Here is a 15760-nt window from a genome sequence, read left to right as displayed (position 1 = left end):
CGGATGGATCCTCGCCACGACCCCCTGAAGACCGAGCCCGGCGTCGCCCAGCCCGACGCCGTGCAGCGCGAGCGCCTCCACCGGCGCGCCCCTTCGGACGACGTCGTCTCGAAGGTCCTCACCACGGAGGCCGCCCGGCACGTCTCGCGCCGCTGGCCGCTGATCTCCGCCTCGATCGCGCTGGCCGTCACGATCGTCCTCGCGGTCATCATCGCCTTCCGCCCCACGTCGGCGTTCTCGTTCGACGTCGAGTGGATGGACGAGGTCGTCGAGCACCGCTCGAGCGTCTGGGACGTCCCCGCGCTGATCATGAACACCGTCGGCGCCGGCATCGTCGGCACGGCGATCATCCCGGTCGCCATCATCATCGTGCTGCTCGTCTTCCGCCGGCGCTGGGCCGCGCTCTACTACGCGGTCGCGGCCCTCGTCAGCGTCGGCGCCACCCAGCTCGTGAAGGAGCTGGTCGGCCGCGCCCGCCCCGAGGACATGCTGGTCACCAGCGACTACGGCTCCTTCCCCTCCGGCCACACCGCGAACGCCTCGACCACGGCGATGGTGCTCGCCCTGGTCTTCCCGCTGCTCTGGGTCTGGATCGCCGGCTTCCTCTACTCCGTCGCGATGATGGCCAGCCGCACCTACCTCGGCGCGCACTGGCTCAGCGACACCATCGGCGGCCTCCTGCTCGGCCTGGCCGTCGCCCTGATCGTCTGGGCCCCCCTCGCCGGCCGCCTCCGCACCGAGTCCGAGCTCCCCCACCCGCCGATCTGGGTCCGCCTCACGCGCTGATCCCCTCCGCGAGATGCCACTTGTGAGCTCGACACGCCGTGAAAGCCGCTCACAAGTGGCATCTCGCGGCGTGCGTCAGAAGTCGCGCAGGCCGGTGAGCTCGTTGAAGGTGTAGACGTGCAGGCCGGCGAGGCGGTCGCCCGCGGCGGCCTCGAGGCGCGCGACGAACGCGGACGGGTCGAAGCGGCGGCCGCGCAGCAGCCCGCCCGCCACCGACGAGCTGCGCTTCAGGAAGTTGAGCGACGATCCGACGCCGATCCGCGCGCCCAGCGAGAGCAGCTTCGCCCGCTCGACCGGCCCCGGGACTCCGGCCCACAGCTCCGCGTCGATCCCCGAGTCCCGCAGCCCGTCGGCGTAGCGGACCACCGCGTCCACGTCGAAGCACATCTGCGTGACGATCCCGCGGAGGTAGGGCGCCCGCTCGCGCAGGTGCTTCGCGATGCTCTCGTCCGAGAGGTGCGGGTGCCCCTCGGGGTAGCCGGCGATGTCGACGGCGAGCTCCGGCCGCAGCTCGCGGGCGTCGCGGATCAGCTCGAGCGAGGTCGAGTAGCTGCCGGAGGCGCTCTTCGCGTCGCCCGAGACGACGAACGCCTCGTCGATCCCCGCGTCCCGCATCCGCCCGAGCGCGCGCTCCAGGGCGTCGCGCCCGTCCACGTTCCGCGCCGCGAGGTGCGGCACGACCCGGAAGCCGCGGCCGGCCAGCTCCACCGCGGCGTCGATCGTCCGCTCCGTCCCGTGCTTCGGCAGGCTCGTGACGGTCAGCGTCACCGCTGCCGGATCGGGGAACGCCCGCTCCGCCTCCTCGCCGATGCCGTCCGACGGGATGATCTCGAAGCGCGCCCTGGTCACCCGCCCAGCCTCGCACGCAACGGTGTCGGAGGGTCGCCCTACCCTGGAGGCGGTCGTCGCCCGGCGGCCTCGGAGGGAATCGCATGTATCTCGAGGACGGCCGCATCGTCACGAGCCCGACCGATCTCTCCTCCTGGTCGGCCTGCGAGTGGGCGGTGCTCCGCCGGCTCGACGCGACCCTCGGCCGAGCGTCCCGCGTCGTCCTCGAGGAGGACGCGATGCTCCAGCGCACCGCCGTCCTCGGCGACGAGCACGAGGTCGCCTTCCTCGCCGAGCTGAAGCGCACGCACGAGGTCCTCGAGTTCGCCCGCCCCGAGCGCGCCGACTACGCGAGGGCCGCGGACGAGGCGGTCGAGGCGATGCGCGCGGGCGTCGACGTGCTCTACCAGGCCACCTTCTACGACGGCAGCTTCATCGGCTTCTCCGACTTCCTCCTCCGCACCGAGGACGGGGCCTACGAGGTCTACGACACCAAGCTCGCCCGGCACGCGAAGATCCCCGCGCTGCTGCAGCTCGCCGCGTACGCCGAGCAGATGGCGGCGCGCGGCATCCGCGTGGGCGAGCGCGTGCACCTCGTCCTCGGCGACGGCACGACCACCAGTCACGACCTCGCGACGATCGCCCCGGTGCAGCGGGTCCAGCGGGCGCGCCTGCGCACCGTCCTCGAGGAGCACCTCGCCGCGACCGAGCCGGTGGCCTGGGGCGATCCGCGCTTCACCGCCTGCGGCCGCTGCGGCCTCTGCGCCCCCGAGGTGCAGGCCCACCGGGACCCGATCCTGGTCGCCGGCATGCGCCTCGACCAGCGCGCGAAGCTCGCCGCCGCGGGCATCACCACCCTCGACGCGCTCGCGGTCAGCGAGGGGCCGGTCCCCGGGATGAGCGCCGGCGCCGCCGAGACGCTGCGCTCCCAGGCCCGCCTGCAGCTCGCCACCGAGGCCTCGGCCGACCACGTCCCCGTCGTCGAGGTCGTCGACGCCTCCGTGCTGAACGCCCTGCCCGCCCCCGACCCGGGCGACCTCTTCTTCGACTTCGAGGGCGACCCCCTGCACGCGGAGGACGGCCAGTGGGGCCTCGACTACCTCTTCGGCATGGTCGATGAGGACGAGGTCTTCACCGCGTTCTGGGCGCACGACCTGGCGGCCGAGCGCCGCGCCCTCGTCGACTTCCTCGCCCTCCTCCGCGAGCGGCGGGCGCGCTTCCCGCGGATGCACGTCTACCACTACGCCTCCTACGAGCGCAGCCACCTGCTCTCGCTCGCGCAGCGGCACGGCACGGGGGAGGAGGAGATCGACGCGCTCCTGCGCGACGGCGTCCTCGTCGACCTCTACCCGGTCGTCCGCCGGGCGCTGCGCGTCGGCTCGCGCAGCTACTCGATCAAGAAGCTCGAGCCGCTCTACATGGGCGAGGAGGCGCGCGACGTCGAGGGGGTGACGAACGCGGCGGACAGCATCAGCGAGTACGTCGAGGCGCGGGCGCTGCTGCAGCGGGCCGAGAAGGATCCGGGGAAGGCGGCGGCCGATCGCGCCGAGGGCGAGCGCCGCCTCGCCGAGATCGGCGAGTACAACGCCTACGACTGCCGCTCCACCCTGCGCCTGCGCGACTGGCTGCGCTCGCTCGTCCCCGCCCGCGAGGAGGAGCCGCTCCCGCTCGTCGACGTCGACCTGCCCGTGCCCCGCGAGCCCGACCCCGTCGCCGTCGCGCTCCTCGCCGAGGTCGAGGGGATCGAGCCGCGCGAGCGCACCCCCGACCAGACCGCCCTCGCCCTCGCCGGTGCGGCGATCGACTATCACCGCCGCGAGGCCAAGACCTTCTGGCAGGAGCACTTCGACCGGCTGCGCCAGCCGCTCGACGACTGGGCCGACGCCCGCGACGTGGTCGTCGTGGAGCGGGTCGAGGTCGTCCGCGACTGGTCGACGCCGGCCAGGGCGCGCACCCTCTCGCGCGAGCTGCGGATCCTCGGACGCCTCGCCCCGGGCAGCCGGCTCGGCATCGGCGCCAAGCCGTTCCTCGTCTACGACTCCCCGGCGCCGCCCGGCGCGCCGTCTCCCGGTCCGGGGATGCGCGGCGCCTCCGACCGCGCCGAGATCCTCGCCGCGTCCGACGACGGCGAGCGGATCGTGCTGCTGCTCAAGGAGGGCCTGCGCGCGGGGGAGGACCCGCACGACGACGTCCCGATCGCCCTCGCGCCCGCGCCGCCGCCCCGGGCCGCCCCGCAGCCCGAGGCGATCGCGGAGTGGGGCGGCCAGGTGCTCGACGCCCTGCCCGCGCTGCTCGCCGACCCCGCCCTCGACGTGCTCCGGCGCGTGCCGCCCGCCGTCGTGGCGCCGGTGCAGGGAGACGACGTCATCAGCGCGGTCGTCGAGACCCTGCTCGGCCTCGAGCGCGCCACGCTCGCCGTCCAGGGCCCGCCCGGCACCGGCAAGACCTACGTCGGCTCGCACGTGATCGCCCGGCTCGTCACCGAGCACGGCTGGCGGGTCGGCGTCGTCGGCCAGTCGCACTCCGTCGTCGAGAACGTGCTGACCGCGGTCGTCGCGAAGGGCGTCGACCGCGCCCGGGTCGCGAAGGTGCCCAAGGCCGGCAGCTCCGCGGAGGCGCTCGCCGCCGTCGCCTGGACGCCGGTGAAGAACGGCGCGGCCCTCGCCGCGCTCGCCGAGGGCGGCGGCTGCGTCGTCGGCGGCACCGCCTGGACCTTCGCCAACGCGGGCAGCGTCCCGCGCCGCTCGCTCGACCTGCTGGTGATCGACGAGGCCGGGCAGTTCTCGCTCGCGCCCACCATCGCCTCCGCGATCGCCGCCGAGCGCGTGCTCCTCCTCGGCGACCCGCAGCAGCTCCCGCAGGTCAGCCAGGGCTCGCACCCGGAGCCGGTCGACGAGTCGGCGCTCGGCTGGCTCGCCGACGGCCACGACGTCCTGCCGCCCGCCTTCGGCTACTTCCTCGCGCAGACCTACCGGATGCACCCCGCGCTCGCCGCGGCCGTCTCCGAGCTCTCCTACGAGGGTGCCCTCTCCTCGCGCGCCCCGGCGAAGCGCCGGCTCGACGGCGTCGCGCCCGGGCTGCACGCGGCGCCGGTCGTGCACGCCGGCGACACCACCTCCTCGCCGGACGAGGCGCGCCGCGTCGTCGAGATCGCCCTCTCCATGGTCGGCCGCGCCTGGACGGACGAGCACGGCGAGCGCGCCCTGACCGCCGCGGACGTCATCGTCGTCGCCCCCTACAACGCGCAGGGCGCCCTGCTCCGCGAGGCCCTCGACGCGGCCGGGCTCGAGGAGACGCTCGTCGGCACCGTCGACCTCTTCCAGGGCCGGGAGGCGGTCGTCGCGATCGTCTCGCTCGCCGCCTCCTCCGGCGCCGACGTCCCGCGCGGCCTCGAGTTCCTGCTGCTGCCCAACCGGCTGAACGTCGCGATCTCGCGGGCCAAGTGGGCCGCCTACCTCGTGCACTCACCGGCGCTCGCCGCGTCGCCGCCCACCTCGATGGCGGCGCTCGAGCGGCTCTCGCGCTTCATCCGCCTCCTCGAGATCGCGGAGGAGACGGAGCAGGAGTGACGGATTCCGTCGTGCGGATCCACCCCGCCTCCCGATTCCCGCGGTCCGGGCCTTGAACCACGAGCGATTCCGTCGCTACGGTGGCTGCATGAGAATCCTCCTGGTCGGCGCCGGCGGCGTCGGCGACGCGTTCGCGAAGATCGCCGCCCGCCGCACCTTCTTCGAGCAGATCGTCGTCTGCGACTACGAGCTCGCCCGGGCCGAGCGCACCGTCGCCTGGATCCTCGAGCGGCACGGCGCCGACGGCCTCGAGAACCGCTTCGTCGCCGCGCGCATCGACGCCTCCGACGCGGAGAACGTGGAGACCGTCGCCCGCGCCCACGGCGCCACCCACGTGATGAACGCCGTCGAGCCGTCCTTCGTGCCGACGATCTTCGCGGGCGCCCTCGCCGCCGGCGCCGACTACGTCGACATGGCGATGAGCCTCTCCCGGCCGCACCCTGAGGAGCCGCACGCCAAGACCGGCCTCAAGCTCGGCGACGAGCAGTTCGCCGCCGCGCCCGAGTGGGAGACCGCCGGCCGTCTCGCCCTGGTCGGGATGGGCGTCGAGCCCGGTCTCTCCGACGTCTTCGCCCGCTATGCTGCCGACCACCTCTTCGACGAGATCGACGAGCTGGGCGTCCGCGACGGCGCGAACCTCGTCGTCCGCGACGAGTCCGGCGCCGAGATCTTCGCGCCCTCCTTCTCGATCTGGACGACCATCGAGGAGTGCCTGAACCCGCCGGTGATCTTCGAGAAGGACCGCGGCTGGTTCACGACGCCGCCGTTCTCCGAGCCGGAGGTGTTCGAGTTCCCCGAGGGGATCGGCCCCGTCGAGTGCGTCAACGTCGAGCACGAGGAGGTGCTGCTGATGCCGCGCTGGCTCGACGCGAAGCGGGTCACCTTCAAGTACGGCCTCGGCGCCGAGTTCATCGGCGTCCTCCGCACGCTCAACCTGCTCGGACTCGACCGCACCGAGCCCGTCCGGGTCCGCTCCGCCGACGGTCCCGTGCTGGTCTCGCCGCGCGACGTGGTCGCCGCGGGCCTGCCCGACCCGGCGAGCATCGGCCCGCGGATGACCGGCAAGACCTGCGCGGGCCTCTGGGTCTCCGGCGCGAAGGACGGCGCGCACCGCGAGGTGTACCTCTACCACGTGAGCGACAACGAGTGGACGATGGCGGAGTACGGCACCCAGTGCGTCGTCTGGCAGACCGCGCTCAACCCGGTGATCGCCCTCGAGCTGCTCGCGACCGGCGCCTGGTCCGGCTCCGGCGTGCTCGGACCGGAGGCGTTCGACGCCGAGCCGTTCCTCGAGCTGATGGCCCGCCCGCTCGAGGAGGGCGGCTACGGCCAGCCGTGGCACGTCCGCGAGGACTGAGCGGGAGCGGGGCCCGGGTCGCGCCGCGAGCCTAGGCTGAGCGCATGAGCAACGACGACGGGCTCGCCTCGGCGAGGGACGACGCACGCACGGCCCTCGAGGCTGCCCGAGGACTGCAGGCCGAGGCCGCGGAGGCGCTCGCCCGCGCCGAGGCGGCTGCCGCCGCCCTCGAGGCGGTCGCCGGTCCGGAGGAGGCGGCCGCGGTCGTCGACGACGTGCGGCTCGTCGACGACGTGCGGCTCGTCGACGGCGTGCCGGGGGAGGAGCCCGTACCCGTCGCAGTGCCCGCTCCGGTCGAGGCGTCCGCGCCTGCACCTGCTGCGGCATCCGCCCCTGCACCGTCCGCCGCCCCCACCCCCGGACCGCTCGCCGAGTCCGCCGTCGACGCCGTCCGCACCGGCTACGCCTTCACCGGCCCCGCCCTCGAGATCGGCGCCCTCGTCAACGGCGACGCCCGCGCCGACGTCCCCGTCCGCCTCCCGCTCGGGATGCTCAACCGCCACGGCCTCGTCGTCGGCGCGACCGGCACCGGCAAGACCAAGACGCTCCAGGTCCTCGCCGAGCAGCTCTCCGCGCACGGCGTCCCCGTCTTCGCCGCCGACATCAAGGGCGACCTGTCCGGACTCGCGACCCCCGGCACCCCCGACGAGAAGCTGCTCGCCCGCACCCGCACCATCGGGCAGGACTGGACACCCGAGGCGGCTCCCGCCGAGTACTTCGCGCTCGGCGGCATCGGCACCGGCGTCCCCGTCCGCGCGACGGTCACCGGCTTCGGCGCCCTGCTGCTGGCGAAGGTCCTCGGCCTCAACCACACCCAGGAGTCGAGCCTCGGCCTGGTCTTCCACTACGCGGAGAGCGCCGGGCTGCCCCTCGTCGACCTCTCGGACCTCCGCGCCGTCCTCACCTACCTCGTCGGCGACGAGGGCAAGGCCGAGCTGGCCGAGCTCGGCGGGCTGTCCAAGGCCACCGCCGGCGTCATCCTGCGCGAGCTGATCGCCTTCGCCGACCAGGGCGCCGACGTCTTCTTCGGCGAGCCCGAGATCGACACCGCCGAGTTCCTCCGCCTCGCGCCCGACGGCCGCGGGGTCGTCAGCCTGCTCGAGGTCCCCGGAGTCGCGGACAAGCCCGCGCTGTTCTCGACGTTCCTGATGTGGCTGCTCGCCGATCTCTTCAACGACCTGCCCGAGGTCGGCGACCTCGACCGGCCGAAGCTGGTGTTCTTCTTCGACGAGGCGCACCTGCTCTTCCGCGACGCGTCGAAGGACTTCCTCGCGGCGATCACGCAGACCGTGCGGCTGATCCGCTCGAAGGGCGTCGGCATCGTCTTCGTGACGCAGACCCCGAAGGACGTGCCGAGCGACGTCCTCGCCCAGCTCGGCTCGCGGATCCAGCACCAGCTGCGCGCGCACACCCCCGACGACGCGAAGGCCCTGCGCGCCACCGTCTCGACCTACCCCGAGAGCGACTACGACCTCGGCGAAGTGCTGCAGGCGCTCCCCATCGGCGAGGCGATCGTCACGGTGATGAACGAGCGCGGCGCCCCGACCCCGGTCGCCTGGACCCGGCTCCGCGCCCCGCGCGGCTCGATGGCGCCGACCCCCGAGGCCGAGCGGGAGGCGAGCGTCCTGCGCTCCCCGCTGCTCGCCCGCTACGGCACCCCGCTCGACCGCGACTCGGCCCGCGAGATCCTCACCCGCCGCCTCGACGCGGCCGCCGACGCCGAGGAGGCCCGCGTCGCCGCCGAGGAGCAGGCCGAGGAGGCCGCCCGCCGCGCGAAGGAGCAGGCCGCCGACGACGCCCGCCGCGCGAAGGAGGACGCCCGCGACGCCGCCCGCCGTGCCAAGGACCGCGCCGCCGCCGAGCGCCGCGCCGACGAGGCCGCCGAGCGCTCCCGCCGCCGCACCGCGCCGACCACCCGCTCCCGCTCCACCCGCCGCGACAAGACGGTCGTCGAGGAGGTCCTCGGGTCCTCGGTCGGGAAGACCTTGTTGCGCGAAGTCGTCCGAGGCATCTTCGGCACCGCCCGCCGCGGCCGCTGACACCACCGTCTGCGGCGTTGTCGTCAGTCGCGATACCGCCGGTATCGCTCCTTCCTCCGCCTTGCAGCCGGCGGCGCCAGCGGCCGCGGCGCATGAGCGCTGACGGGGCGATCTGCGGCGTTGTCGTCGGGCGCGATGCCGCCGGTATCGCTTCCTCCTCCGCCTTCGAGCTCACCCCGTTAGCGCCCGCGGCCCGCTCGGGCTGCGCCGCGCGCTGCCCCTGCTGATCGAGTAGCCCGCGCAGCGGGATTCCATGCTGATCGAGTAGCCCACGCAGCGGGCGTCTCGAGATCCACCGTGGCCAGTCGGGCGGGTCTCGATACGTCGCCCTGCGGGCGCCTACTCGACCAGCATGTGCCGACGCCCCTCGTGCTGTTGGTGGAGCCGGCCCCGCCGCCCTTCATGCTGATCGAGTAGCCCGCTCCGCGGGCGTATCGAGATCCACGTCACCGGCACTCCCCGTGCACGACCGCTAACGCCGCCGTGTTAGCGTCGATACTCGTGACCGAGAGCCCGACGACCCGCGACCGCATCCTCAGCGCGACGGCGGCGCTGCTCGCGGAGGGCGGCCGCGACGCGGTCTCGACCCGCGCGATCAGCTCGGCGGCGGGCGTCCAGGCGCCCACCATCTACCGCACCTTCGGCGACCTCCGCGGCCTGCTCGACTCCGTCGCCGCCGCGGGCTTCGCCTCCGCCCAGGCCGAGTTCGACGCCGTCGACGCACCCGCCGACCCCGTCGACGCCCTCCGCGCCGCCTGGGACCACCACATCGCCTTCGGGCTCGCCGAGCCGCACCTCTACGCCCTGATGTTCACCGGGCGGCCGGGGGAGGAGTCCGAGGCGGCCCGCCTCGCCCGCGGCGTCCTCGCCGGCCACGTCCGCGCCGTCGCCGAGGCCGGCCGCCTCACCGTCGAGGTCGAGCACGCCGCCCGCCTGCTGCAGTCCGCCGCCCTCGGCTGCACGCTGACGCTGGCGTCCGCGCCGGACGACGAGCTCTCCGCCCGCTCCCGCGAGGCCGTCCTCGCCGCGATCACCACGACGGAGGCGGGCCCGACCGACCCCGCCGCCCGCGCCTTCGCCGCCCACGCGGTCGCCCTGCGCACCGCGCTGCCCGGCGTCGACGGCCTCAGCGCGGCCGAGAGCGCCCTCCTCGACGAGTGGCTCCTGCGCCTCACCCGCTGACCGGACTCCCCTCGATCGGTCGAGAGGCTGCGAGCGTCGTCAGATGTCCTCGTACTCGAGAAGGCCGGTCTCGAGCGCGTGCTGCCTGAATCCGCCCCTCCCGAACGGCAGGAAGTACTCGCCCTGCAGCAGATCGTCCACGAGCGATTCGACCATCGCCAGCGTGAGCAGCTTCGACCGTATCCCCTGGCAGAGCAGCGGAACCGTTGCGGTCAAGCGGAGGCCGTGCTCCCGCGCGACGGACCGGGCTACGGCGTCATCGATGACCAGCTCGCAGCCGAACCGCTGGCCCAGGGCCAGGACCGCGCACTCGCCCACGTTCTTCCGGTCCGCGACGAGCCTGTCCTCGAAGCTCGCGACAGCACTCAGGAAGTCCAGGTCGGTCGACCGGAAGACCTTGATCCAGGTGTGGCTCGAGAGATCGAGCCCGTCGAAGACGGTTCCCGGCGCGCTGCGCAGCTCCCGCTCGACGGCGTCGGGGATGACGACCGGGCGGTCTCCCGCGAGGAACTTGAGGACCCCCAGCCAGCCCTCCGCTGCGAAGTGGCGCATCGGTCCGGTGTCGAACACGAGCGCCTCCGCCGGCACTGTCATGAGACGAAGGACCAGATCTCGTCGGCGCGCCGCGGGCGGACCTCGGGAAGATCATCCTCCGCGAGAGTTCGACGCAGCAGGTCCAGGCCGCGCTCGCGGCTGATCCGCTCGGTCCTGACCAGATCGAGCACCGCCTTCGAGAACTGCCGAGGCACGCTCGTCCCCGTGAGCTCCTCGGGGGGAGCATGAAGATCGAGCTCGATGTAGTCCGCAGCGATCGGCTTGCACTGGCGGACCACCGCGTCGTCGTCCTGGCTGACGAGGTCGAGCTCCCGCAAGCGCGAGGCGAGCGAGGCGAAGTCGACTCGGTACCTGCTCGCGGTGAGGATCGCGGCGCTCCGTGCGCCCGAGGTCTCGACGAGAGTCGGCCACTCGCGCAGGAGCGCCTGCTCGGGAAGCAGGACCGCGCGAGCGAAGCGGTCGAGCTTGGATTCGAGGGGAACGGAATCGAGTCCGTGCTCGCTGACGCGCCAGTCGACGACGTACGCGGCGGCGGTGAGATGGTGTCCCAGCTCGTGCGCCAGCGCCAACCGCCGGCGCCCGACCTTCATGTGGCTGTTCACGATGGCGATCCCGCCGAGCGTGTACTGCACGGACCCGGCGTCGGCGGTGTCGGCCCCGATGTCGGAGGAGAAGGCGAGCAGCCCGGCCTTGCTGACGAGCTCGCTCAGATCGCGAGCCGGGGCGTCCTCGGGAAGCGCGAGAAGCTCCCGAGCGCGGACCGCGAGTGCTTCCGCCTCGCGGCCGGTGGTGGGTGGCGTCCACCGCGGACGCGCACCGGTGTCGTCGACCGCTCGAGGCAGCTTCGCGGCGTTCAGTCCCGCGACGAACTCGACGTCCCGCACGAGTCCGGACAGGAGCCCATCGATGTTCGAGTCCACGGTGTCGAGCCCTCGGCTCGATCGGTGAGCGACGACCGCCGGAGCGGCGTCCTCGAAGAACTCCGACATCCGCGCTCCGAGGGCTGCCGCGATATCGGACAGCTCCAGGGCTGTCACCCTTCTGACCCCGGCCTCGATCTTGCTCACGACGGAGCGCTCCAGGCCGACCGCTGCGCCGAGCTCGTCCTGGCTCATCCCGCGGCGTGACCGGGTCTCGCGGATGCGCAAGCCGAGGACGCGGGAGTTCATCTCCGTCATGCGTGCGATTCTGGCACGGTCGTCCTACCGCCGGTGCGGTGAGCGCGAAGAAGGCGGTGACCGACGCGATTCGACCGTTCCGAGGAGCAAGGTGCTCGCGAAGAAGACGTCGCGTGGGCGCCGGGAAACAGAGAACGGCGCCGCAGCTGGCGAGAGCGTGCGGCGCCGTTCGGCGGAGGATGGGGGATTCGAACCCCCGAGGGCTTGCACCCAACACGCTTTCCAAGCGTGCGCCATAGGCCACTAGGCGAATCCTCCTGGCGCGACCGTGGCCGCGACTCATCGATACTAGCCGGTGCCGGCGCCCTCCGCTGACCACAGCACCGCGACGGCCGTGCCCGCACCCCGCCGACGTCGGTTAGACTGTCTCCCGGCTCCCCGCGTGGCGCCATCCAGGCCAACTCCCCCAGGGCGGAAACGCAGCAAGGGTAACCGGGCTCTGGCGGGTGCGCGGGGGGTCTTTTCCGTTAAGCGGCGCGAGCGCCTGCGCGCCGCCCGCGGGCGGCGCCGCCCTGCGGGCGCCTGGCTCCGGCACGCCGCAGGCTCCGGGCTACGTCGCATGGGCCCGGGCGGCGACGACCGCCCGTCTCTCCTCCACACCCCGCCGCTCCTGCACGCTCTCCCATCCGGGGCACCCGCCCAGCCTCCGGAGGGCCCCCGTCGCTAGGCTTGCGCCGATGGTTCAGAGCATCTACATCTCGTCCGCCGAAGGTCATTCGGGCAAGTCCACGGTCGCCCTCGGCGTCCTCGACCTGCTCAGCAGCCAGGTGCAGCGGGTCGGCGTCTTCCGCCCGATCGCCCGCTCCACCTCCGAGCGCGACTACGTGCTCGAGATGCTGCTGGGCCACTCCGACTCGGGTCTCGCCTACGACGACTGCATCGGCGTCACGTACGAGGACGTCCACGCCGACGGCGAGGCCGCCCTCTCCCGCATCGTCGAGCGCCACAAGGCCGTCGAGGCGCAGTGCGACACGGTCGTGATCCTCGGCTCGGACTACACCGACGTCGGCAGCCCGACGGAGCTCGGCTACAACGCCCGCATCGCCGCCAACCTCGGCGCCCCCGTCCTCCTCGTCCTCACCGGCCGCGACCCGTCGCGGAGCGAGCAGCTCGGCCAGGCCCCCGCCCGCACGCCCGACGAGATGCGGCAGATCACCGAGCTCGCCGCCGTCGAGCTGCGCACCGCGCACGCGAGCCTCATCGGCGTCGTCGCGAACCGCGCCGACCCGGGCACCTCGGAGCAGGCCGTCGCCGCGATCCGCGAGGCCCTCCCCGCCGGCGCCCCGGTCTGGGCGATCCACGAGGACCCGTCCCTCGTCGCCCCGAGCGTCTCCCGCATCATCGACGCCGTCGACGGCGTCTTCGTCGCGGGCGACCCGGAGCTGCTCGGCCGCGAGGCCCTCGGCGTGGTCGTCGCGGGCATGTCGATGGTCAACGTCCTGCCGCGCCTGATGGAGGGCGGTGTCGTCATCGTCCCCGGCGACCGCCCCGAGGTCGTGCTCGCCGTGATCATGGCGCACGCCTCCGGCAACTTCCCGACGGTCTCCGCGATCATCCTCAACGGCGGCTTCGAGCTGCAGGAGCCGATCGTCCGCCTGATCGAGGGCGTCGACAACCGCCTGCCGATCGTGATGACCGAGCTCGGCACCTACGACACCGCGGTGCGCGTCACCGCCGCGCGCGGTCGCCTCGCCGCCGACTCGCCGCGTAAGCGCGACACCTCCCTCGCCCTGTTCGCCGAGGCGATCGACCCGGTCGAGCTGCTCACCCTCCTCGACGTCGGCCGCTCCGAGGTCGTCACGCCGCTGATGTTCGAGTACGGCCTGATCGAGCGCGCCCGCATCGCCGACCGGCACATCGTGCTGCCCGAGGGCGGCGACGACCGCATCCTCCGCGCCGCCGCGACCGTGCTCAAGCGCGGCATCGCCCGCCTGACGATCCTCGGCGAGGAGGTCGAGGTGCGCTCCCGCGCGGCGAGCCTCGGCCTGGACATCGACGGCGCCCGCGTCCTCAGCGTCCTCGACCCGGAGCACCGCAACCGCTTCGCCGAGGAGTACGCCCGCATCCGCGCGCACAAGGGCATCACCTTCGACCACGCCTACGACACCGTCACCGACGTCTCCTACTTCGGCACGATGATGGTGCAGCTCGGCCTCGCCGACGGCATGGTCTCGGGCGCCGCGCACACCACCGCGCACACGATCCGCCCCGGCTTCGAGATCATCAAGACCAGCCCCGGCGTCTCCGTCGTCTCGAGCGTGTTCCTGATGGCGCTCGCCGACCGCGTCCTCGTCTACGGCGACTGCGCCGTGAACCCCGACCCGACCGAGGCGCAGCTGGCCGACATCGCCATCTCCTCCGCCGAGACGGCGCAGCAGTTCGGCATCGACCCGCGGATCGCGATGCTCTCCTACTCCACCGGCGAGAGCGGAGCGGGCGCCGACGTCGAGAAGGTCCGCGCGGCGACCGCCCTGGTGCGCGAGCGCCGCCCCGACCTGCTCGTCGAGGGCCCGATCCAGTACGACGCCGCCGCGGACGCGGCCGTCGCCGCCTCGAAGATGCCCGGCTCGCAGGTCGCCGGTCGCGCGACGGTGTTCATCTTCCCGGACCTCAACACGGGCAACAACACCTACAAGGCCGTGCAGCGCTCGGCCGGTGCCGTGGCGATCGGGCCGGTCCTGCAGGGCCTGCGGAAGCCCGTCAACGACCTCTCCCGCGGCGCGCTCGTGCAGGACATCGTCAACACCGTCGCGATCACCGCGATCCAGGCGGCGACCCAGGCCATCGTCCCGCCGACCTCCGCCATCCCCGTCGTGCGCTGAGGGCCACCCGCCCGAGCGCCCCGTCCGACCCCGAACCCCCAGGAGTCCCACCGTGTCCGTCGTCCTCGTCGTCAACAGCGGCTCGTCGTCCTTCAAGTACCAGCTCATCGAGATGACGACGGAGGAGACGCTCGCCAGCGGCCTCGTCGAGCGGATCGGCGAGGAGACCGGCCGCACCAAGCACAGCCACGACGGCGACACGGTCGAGTTCGAGACCCCGATCCCGGACCACACGGCCGGCTTCGACGCGATGATCCGCGCCTTCGCCGAGCACGGCCCGAGCCTCGACGAGTTCCCGCCGATCGCCGTCGGCCACCGCGTCGTGCACGGCGGCAAGCGCTTCTACGAGCCGACCGTCGTCACCGACCTCGTGAAGATCAACATCGAGGACCTCAGCGACCTCGCCCCGCTGCACAACCCGGCCAACCTCGAGGGCATCGAGGCCGCGCAGAAGGCCTTCCCGGACGTCCCGCACGTCGCGGTCTTCGACACGGCCTTCCACCACACGATCCCCGCCGCGGCGTCCACCTACGCCATCCCCGCCGAGCTCGCCGACAAGCACCGCATCCGCCGCTACGGCTTCCACGGCACCTCGCACAAGTTCGTCTCCGAGGCGGCCGCCGCGTTCCTCGGCCGCCGCCGCTCCGACCTCAAGACGATCGTCCTGCACCTCGGCAACGGCGCCTCCGCGTGCGCGATCGACGGCGGCGCCTCCGTCGAGACCTCGATGGGCATGACGCCGCTCGAGGGCCTCGTGATGGGCACCCGCTCCGGCGACCTGGACCCCGCCGTCGTCTTCCACCTCGCCCGCAAGGCCGGCCTCTCCACCGACGAGCTCGACACCGTCCTCAACCGCCGCAGCGGACTCCTCGGTCTCTCCGGCCGCGGCGACATGCGCGACGTGCAGGACGCCGCCGAGGCCGGCGACGAGACCGCGACGGCCGCCCTCGAGGTCTACTACCACCGCCTCCGCCACTACGTCGGCGCCTACTACGCCCAGCTCGGCCGCGTCGACGCGATCGTCTTCACCGCCGGAGTCGGAGAGAACGTCCCGGCCGTCCGCGCCGGCGCCCTCCGCGGCCTCGAGGGCCTCGGCATCGAGCTCGACCCCGAGCGCAACACCGCCCGCGACCGCGGCCCCCGCCGCATCTCCACCGACGACTCCCGCGTCGCCGTCCTCGTCATCCCCACCAACGAGGAGCTCGAGATCGCCCGGCAGTCCTTGTCGGTCGTCTAGCAGCTTCGCTGCTAGACGACTCGCGGTCGGCTTGCAGGGGTGGGAGCGTTTCGCGGAGCGGGTCGCGTCGGGCTGCCCTGAATCGCTGGCACGCGATTCCGGGTCGCGGCCCTCTGCCCTGCCCGTGCAAGCCCGGTGCGGCCGACGTCCTCGGTGGTCGCCTGAGCAGCGGTGGGGCCGCGCTGCGCGCGAGCTGCTTTCGGCGAC

At 73.3% G+C, this 15760-nt stretch carries 10 protein-coding genes, 1 tRNA gene and 1 other RNA gene; 8 read left to right on the top strand and 4 right to left on the bottom strand.

Going from position 1 to position 15760, the window contains the following annotated elements; genetic code table 11:
- The first annotated feature begins 3 nt into the window (after positions 1 to 3).
- Positions 4 to 786: a phosphatase PAP2 family protein gene (locus GTU73_RS15260; RefSeq protein WP_160090536.1), complete on the top strand. Its 783-nt coding sequence runs from the start codon at positions 4 to 6 to the stop codon at positions 784 to 786.
- 75 nt (positions 787 to 861) lie between these two features.
- On the opposite strand, the gene GTU73_RS15255 is transcribed toward GTU73_RS15260, so the two are convergent.
- Positions 862 to 1635: a methylenetetrahydrofolate reductase gene (locus GTU73_RS15255; RefSeq protein ID WP_160090535.1), complete on the bottom strand. Its 774-nt coding sequence runs from the start codon at positions 1633 to 1635 to the stop codon at positions 862 to 864.
- Between the two features lie 83 nt (positions 1636 to 1718).
- On the opposite strand from GTU73_RS15255, the gene GTU73_RS15250 reads away from it, so the two are divergent.
- The 4 genes from GTU73_RS15250 to GTU73_RS15235 all read left to right on the top strand — a co-directional run bounded on the left by GTU73_RS15250 (position 1719) and on the right by GTU73_RS15235 (position 9761).
- A complete protein-coding gene (locus GTU73_RS15250; RefSeq protein ID WP_160090534.1) occupies positions 1719 to 5183 on the top strand; it encodes a bifunctional RecB family nuclease/DEAD/DEAH box helicase in 3465 nt (1154 codons plus the stop codon).
- Positions 5184 to 5271: 88 nt separating this feature from the next.
- Positions 5272 to 6540, top strand: coding sequence for a saccharopine dehydrogenase C-terminal domain-containing protein (locus GTU73_RS15245; protein ID WP_160090533.1), 1269 nt, complete (start codon positions 5272 to 5274; stop codon positions 6538 to 6540).
- A gap of 44 nt (positions 6541 to 6584) precedes the next feature.
- On the top strand, positions 6585 to 8579 hold the full coding sequence (locus GTU73_RS15240; RefSeq protein ID WP_160090532.1) for a helicase HerA-like domain-containing protein: 1995 nt from the start codon (positions 6585 to 6587) through the stop codon (positions 8577 to 8579).
- A 501-nt stretch (positions 8580 to 9080) separates the two neighbouring features.
- Positions 9081 to 9761 carry a TetR/AcrR family transcriptional regulator gene (locus GTU73_RS15235; protein ID WP_208543678.1) on the top strand — a complete coding sequence of 227 codons (681 nt, stop codon included), beginning with the start codon at positions 9081 to 9083 and terminating at the stop codon, positions 9759 to 9761.
- A gap of 39 nt (positions 9762 to 9800) precedes the next feature.
- On the opposite strand, the gene GTU73_RS15230 is transcribed toward GTU73_RS15235, so the two are convergent.
- The 3 genes from GTU73_RS15230 to GTU73_RS15220 form a co-directional block, all read right to left on the bottom strand.
- Positions 9801 to 10331, bottom strand: coding sequence for a nucleotide-binding protein (locus tag GTU73_RS15230; RefSeq protein ID WP_244231661.1), 531 nt, complete (start codon positions 10329 to 10331; stop codon positions 9801 to 9803).
- A 20-nt stretch (positions 10332 to 10351) separates the two neighbouring features.
- Positions 10352 to 11494, bottom strand: coding sequence for an XRE family transcriptional regulator (locus tag GTU73_RS15225; protein WP_160090530.1), 1143 nt, complete (start codon positions 11492 to 11494; stop codon positions 10352 to 10354).
- A 173-nt stretch (positions 11495 to 11667) separates the two neighbouring features.
- Positions 11668 to 11752: transfer RNA gene (locus GTU73_RS15220), tRNA-Ser, on the bottom strand.
- 111 nt (positions 11753 to 11863) lie between these two features.
- On the opposite strand from GTU73_RS15220, the gene ffs reads away from it, so the two are divergent.
- The 3 genes from ffs to GTU73_RS15205 all read left to right on the top strand — a co-directional run bounded on the left by ffs (position 11864) and on the right by GTU73_RS15205 (position 15553).
- Positions 11864 to 11960, top strand: an RNA gene (gene ffs, locus GTU73_RS15215) — signal recognition particle sRNA small type.
- Between the two features lie 211 nt (positions 11961 to 12171).
- Entirely contained in the window at positions 12172 to 14316 is a 2145-nt protein-coding gene (pta, locus tag GTU73_RS15210) for a phosphate acetyltransferase (protein ID WP_160090529.1), read from the top strand.
- A 52-nt stretch (positions 14317 to 14368) separates the two neighbouring features.
- Positions 14369 to 15553 (top strand): acetate kinase, encoded by a 1185-nt coding sequence (locus tag GTU73_RS15205; protein WP_160090528.1) that lies wholly within the window; start codon positions 14369 to 14371, stop codon positions 15551 to 15553.
- Positions 15554 to 15760 lie beyond the last annotated feature (207 nt).

Origin of the sequence: Rathayibacter sp. VKM Ac-2804, assembly GCF_009866655.1 — a bacterium.
In the GTDB taxonomy this organism is placed as follows: domain Bacteria; phylum Actinomycetota; class Actinomycetes; order Actinomycetales; family Microbacteriaceae; genus Rathayibacter.
This window is presented reverse-complemented; position numbering and strand designations above follow the sequence as displayed.

Excerpts from the sequence above, each read along its gene's own strand:
- GTU73_RS15240 (WP_160090532.1), top strand. The coding sequence starts at position 6,585 with ATGAGCAACGACGACGGGCTCGCCTCGGCGAGGGACGACGCACGCACG.
- GTU73_RS15260 (WP_160090536.1), top strand. The coding sequence starts at position 4 with ATGGATCCTCGCCACGACCCCCTGAAGACCGAGCCCGGCGTCGCCCAG.
- GTU73_RS15225 (WP_160090530.1), bottom strand. The coding sequence starts at position 11,494 with ATGACGGAGATGAACTCCCGCGTCCTCGGCTTGCGCATCCGCGAGACC.
- GTU73_RS15250 (WP_160090534.1), top strand. The coding sequence starts at position 1,719 with ATGTATCTCGAGGACGGCCGCATCGTCACGAGCCCGACCGATCTCTCC.
- pta (WP_160090529.1), top strand. The coding sequence starts at position 12,172 with ATGGTTCAGAGCATCTACATCTCGTCCGCCGAAGGTCATTCGGGCAAG.
- GTU73_RS15245 (WP_160090533.1), top strand. The coding sequence starts at position 5,272 with ATGAGAATCCTCCTGGTCGGCGCCGGCGGCGTCGGCGACGCGTTCGCG.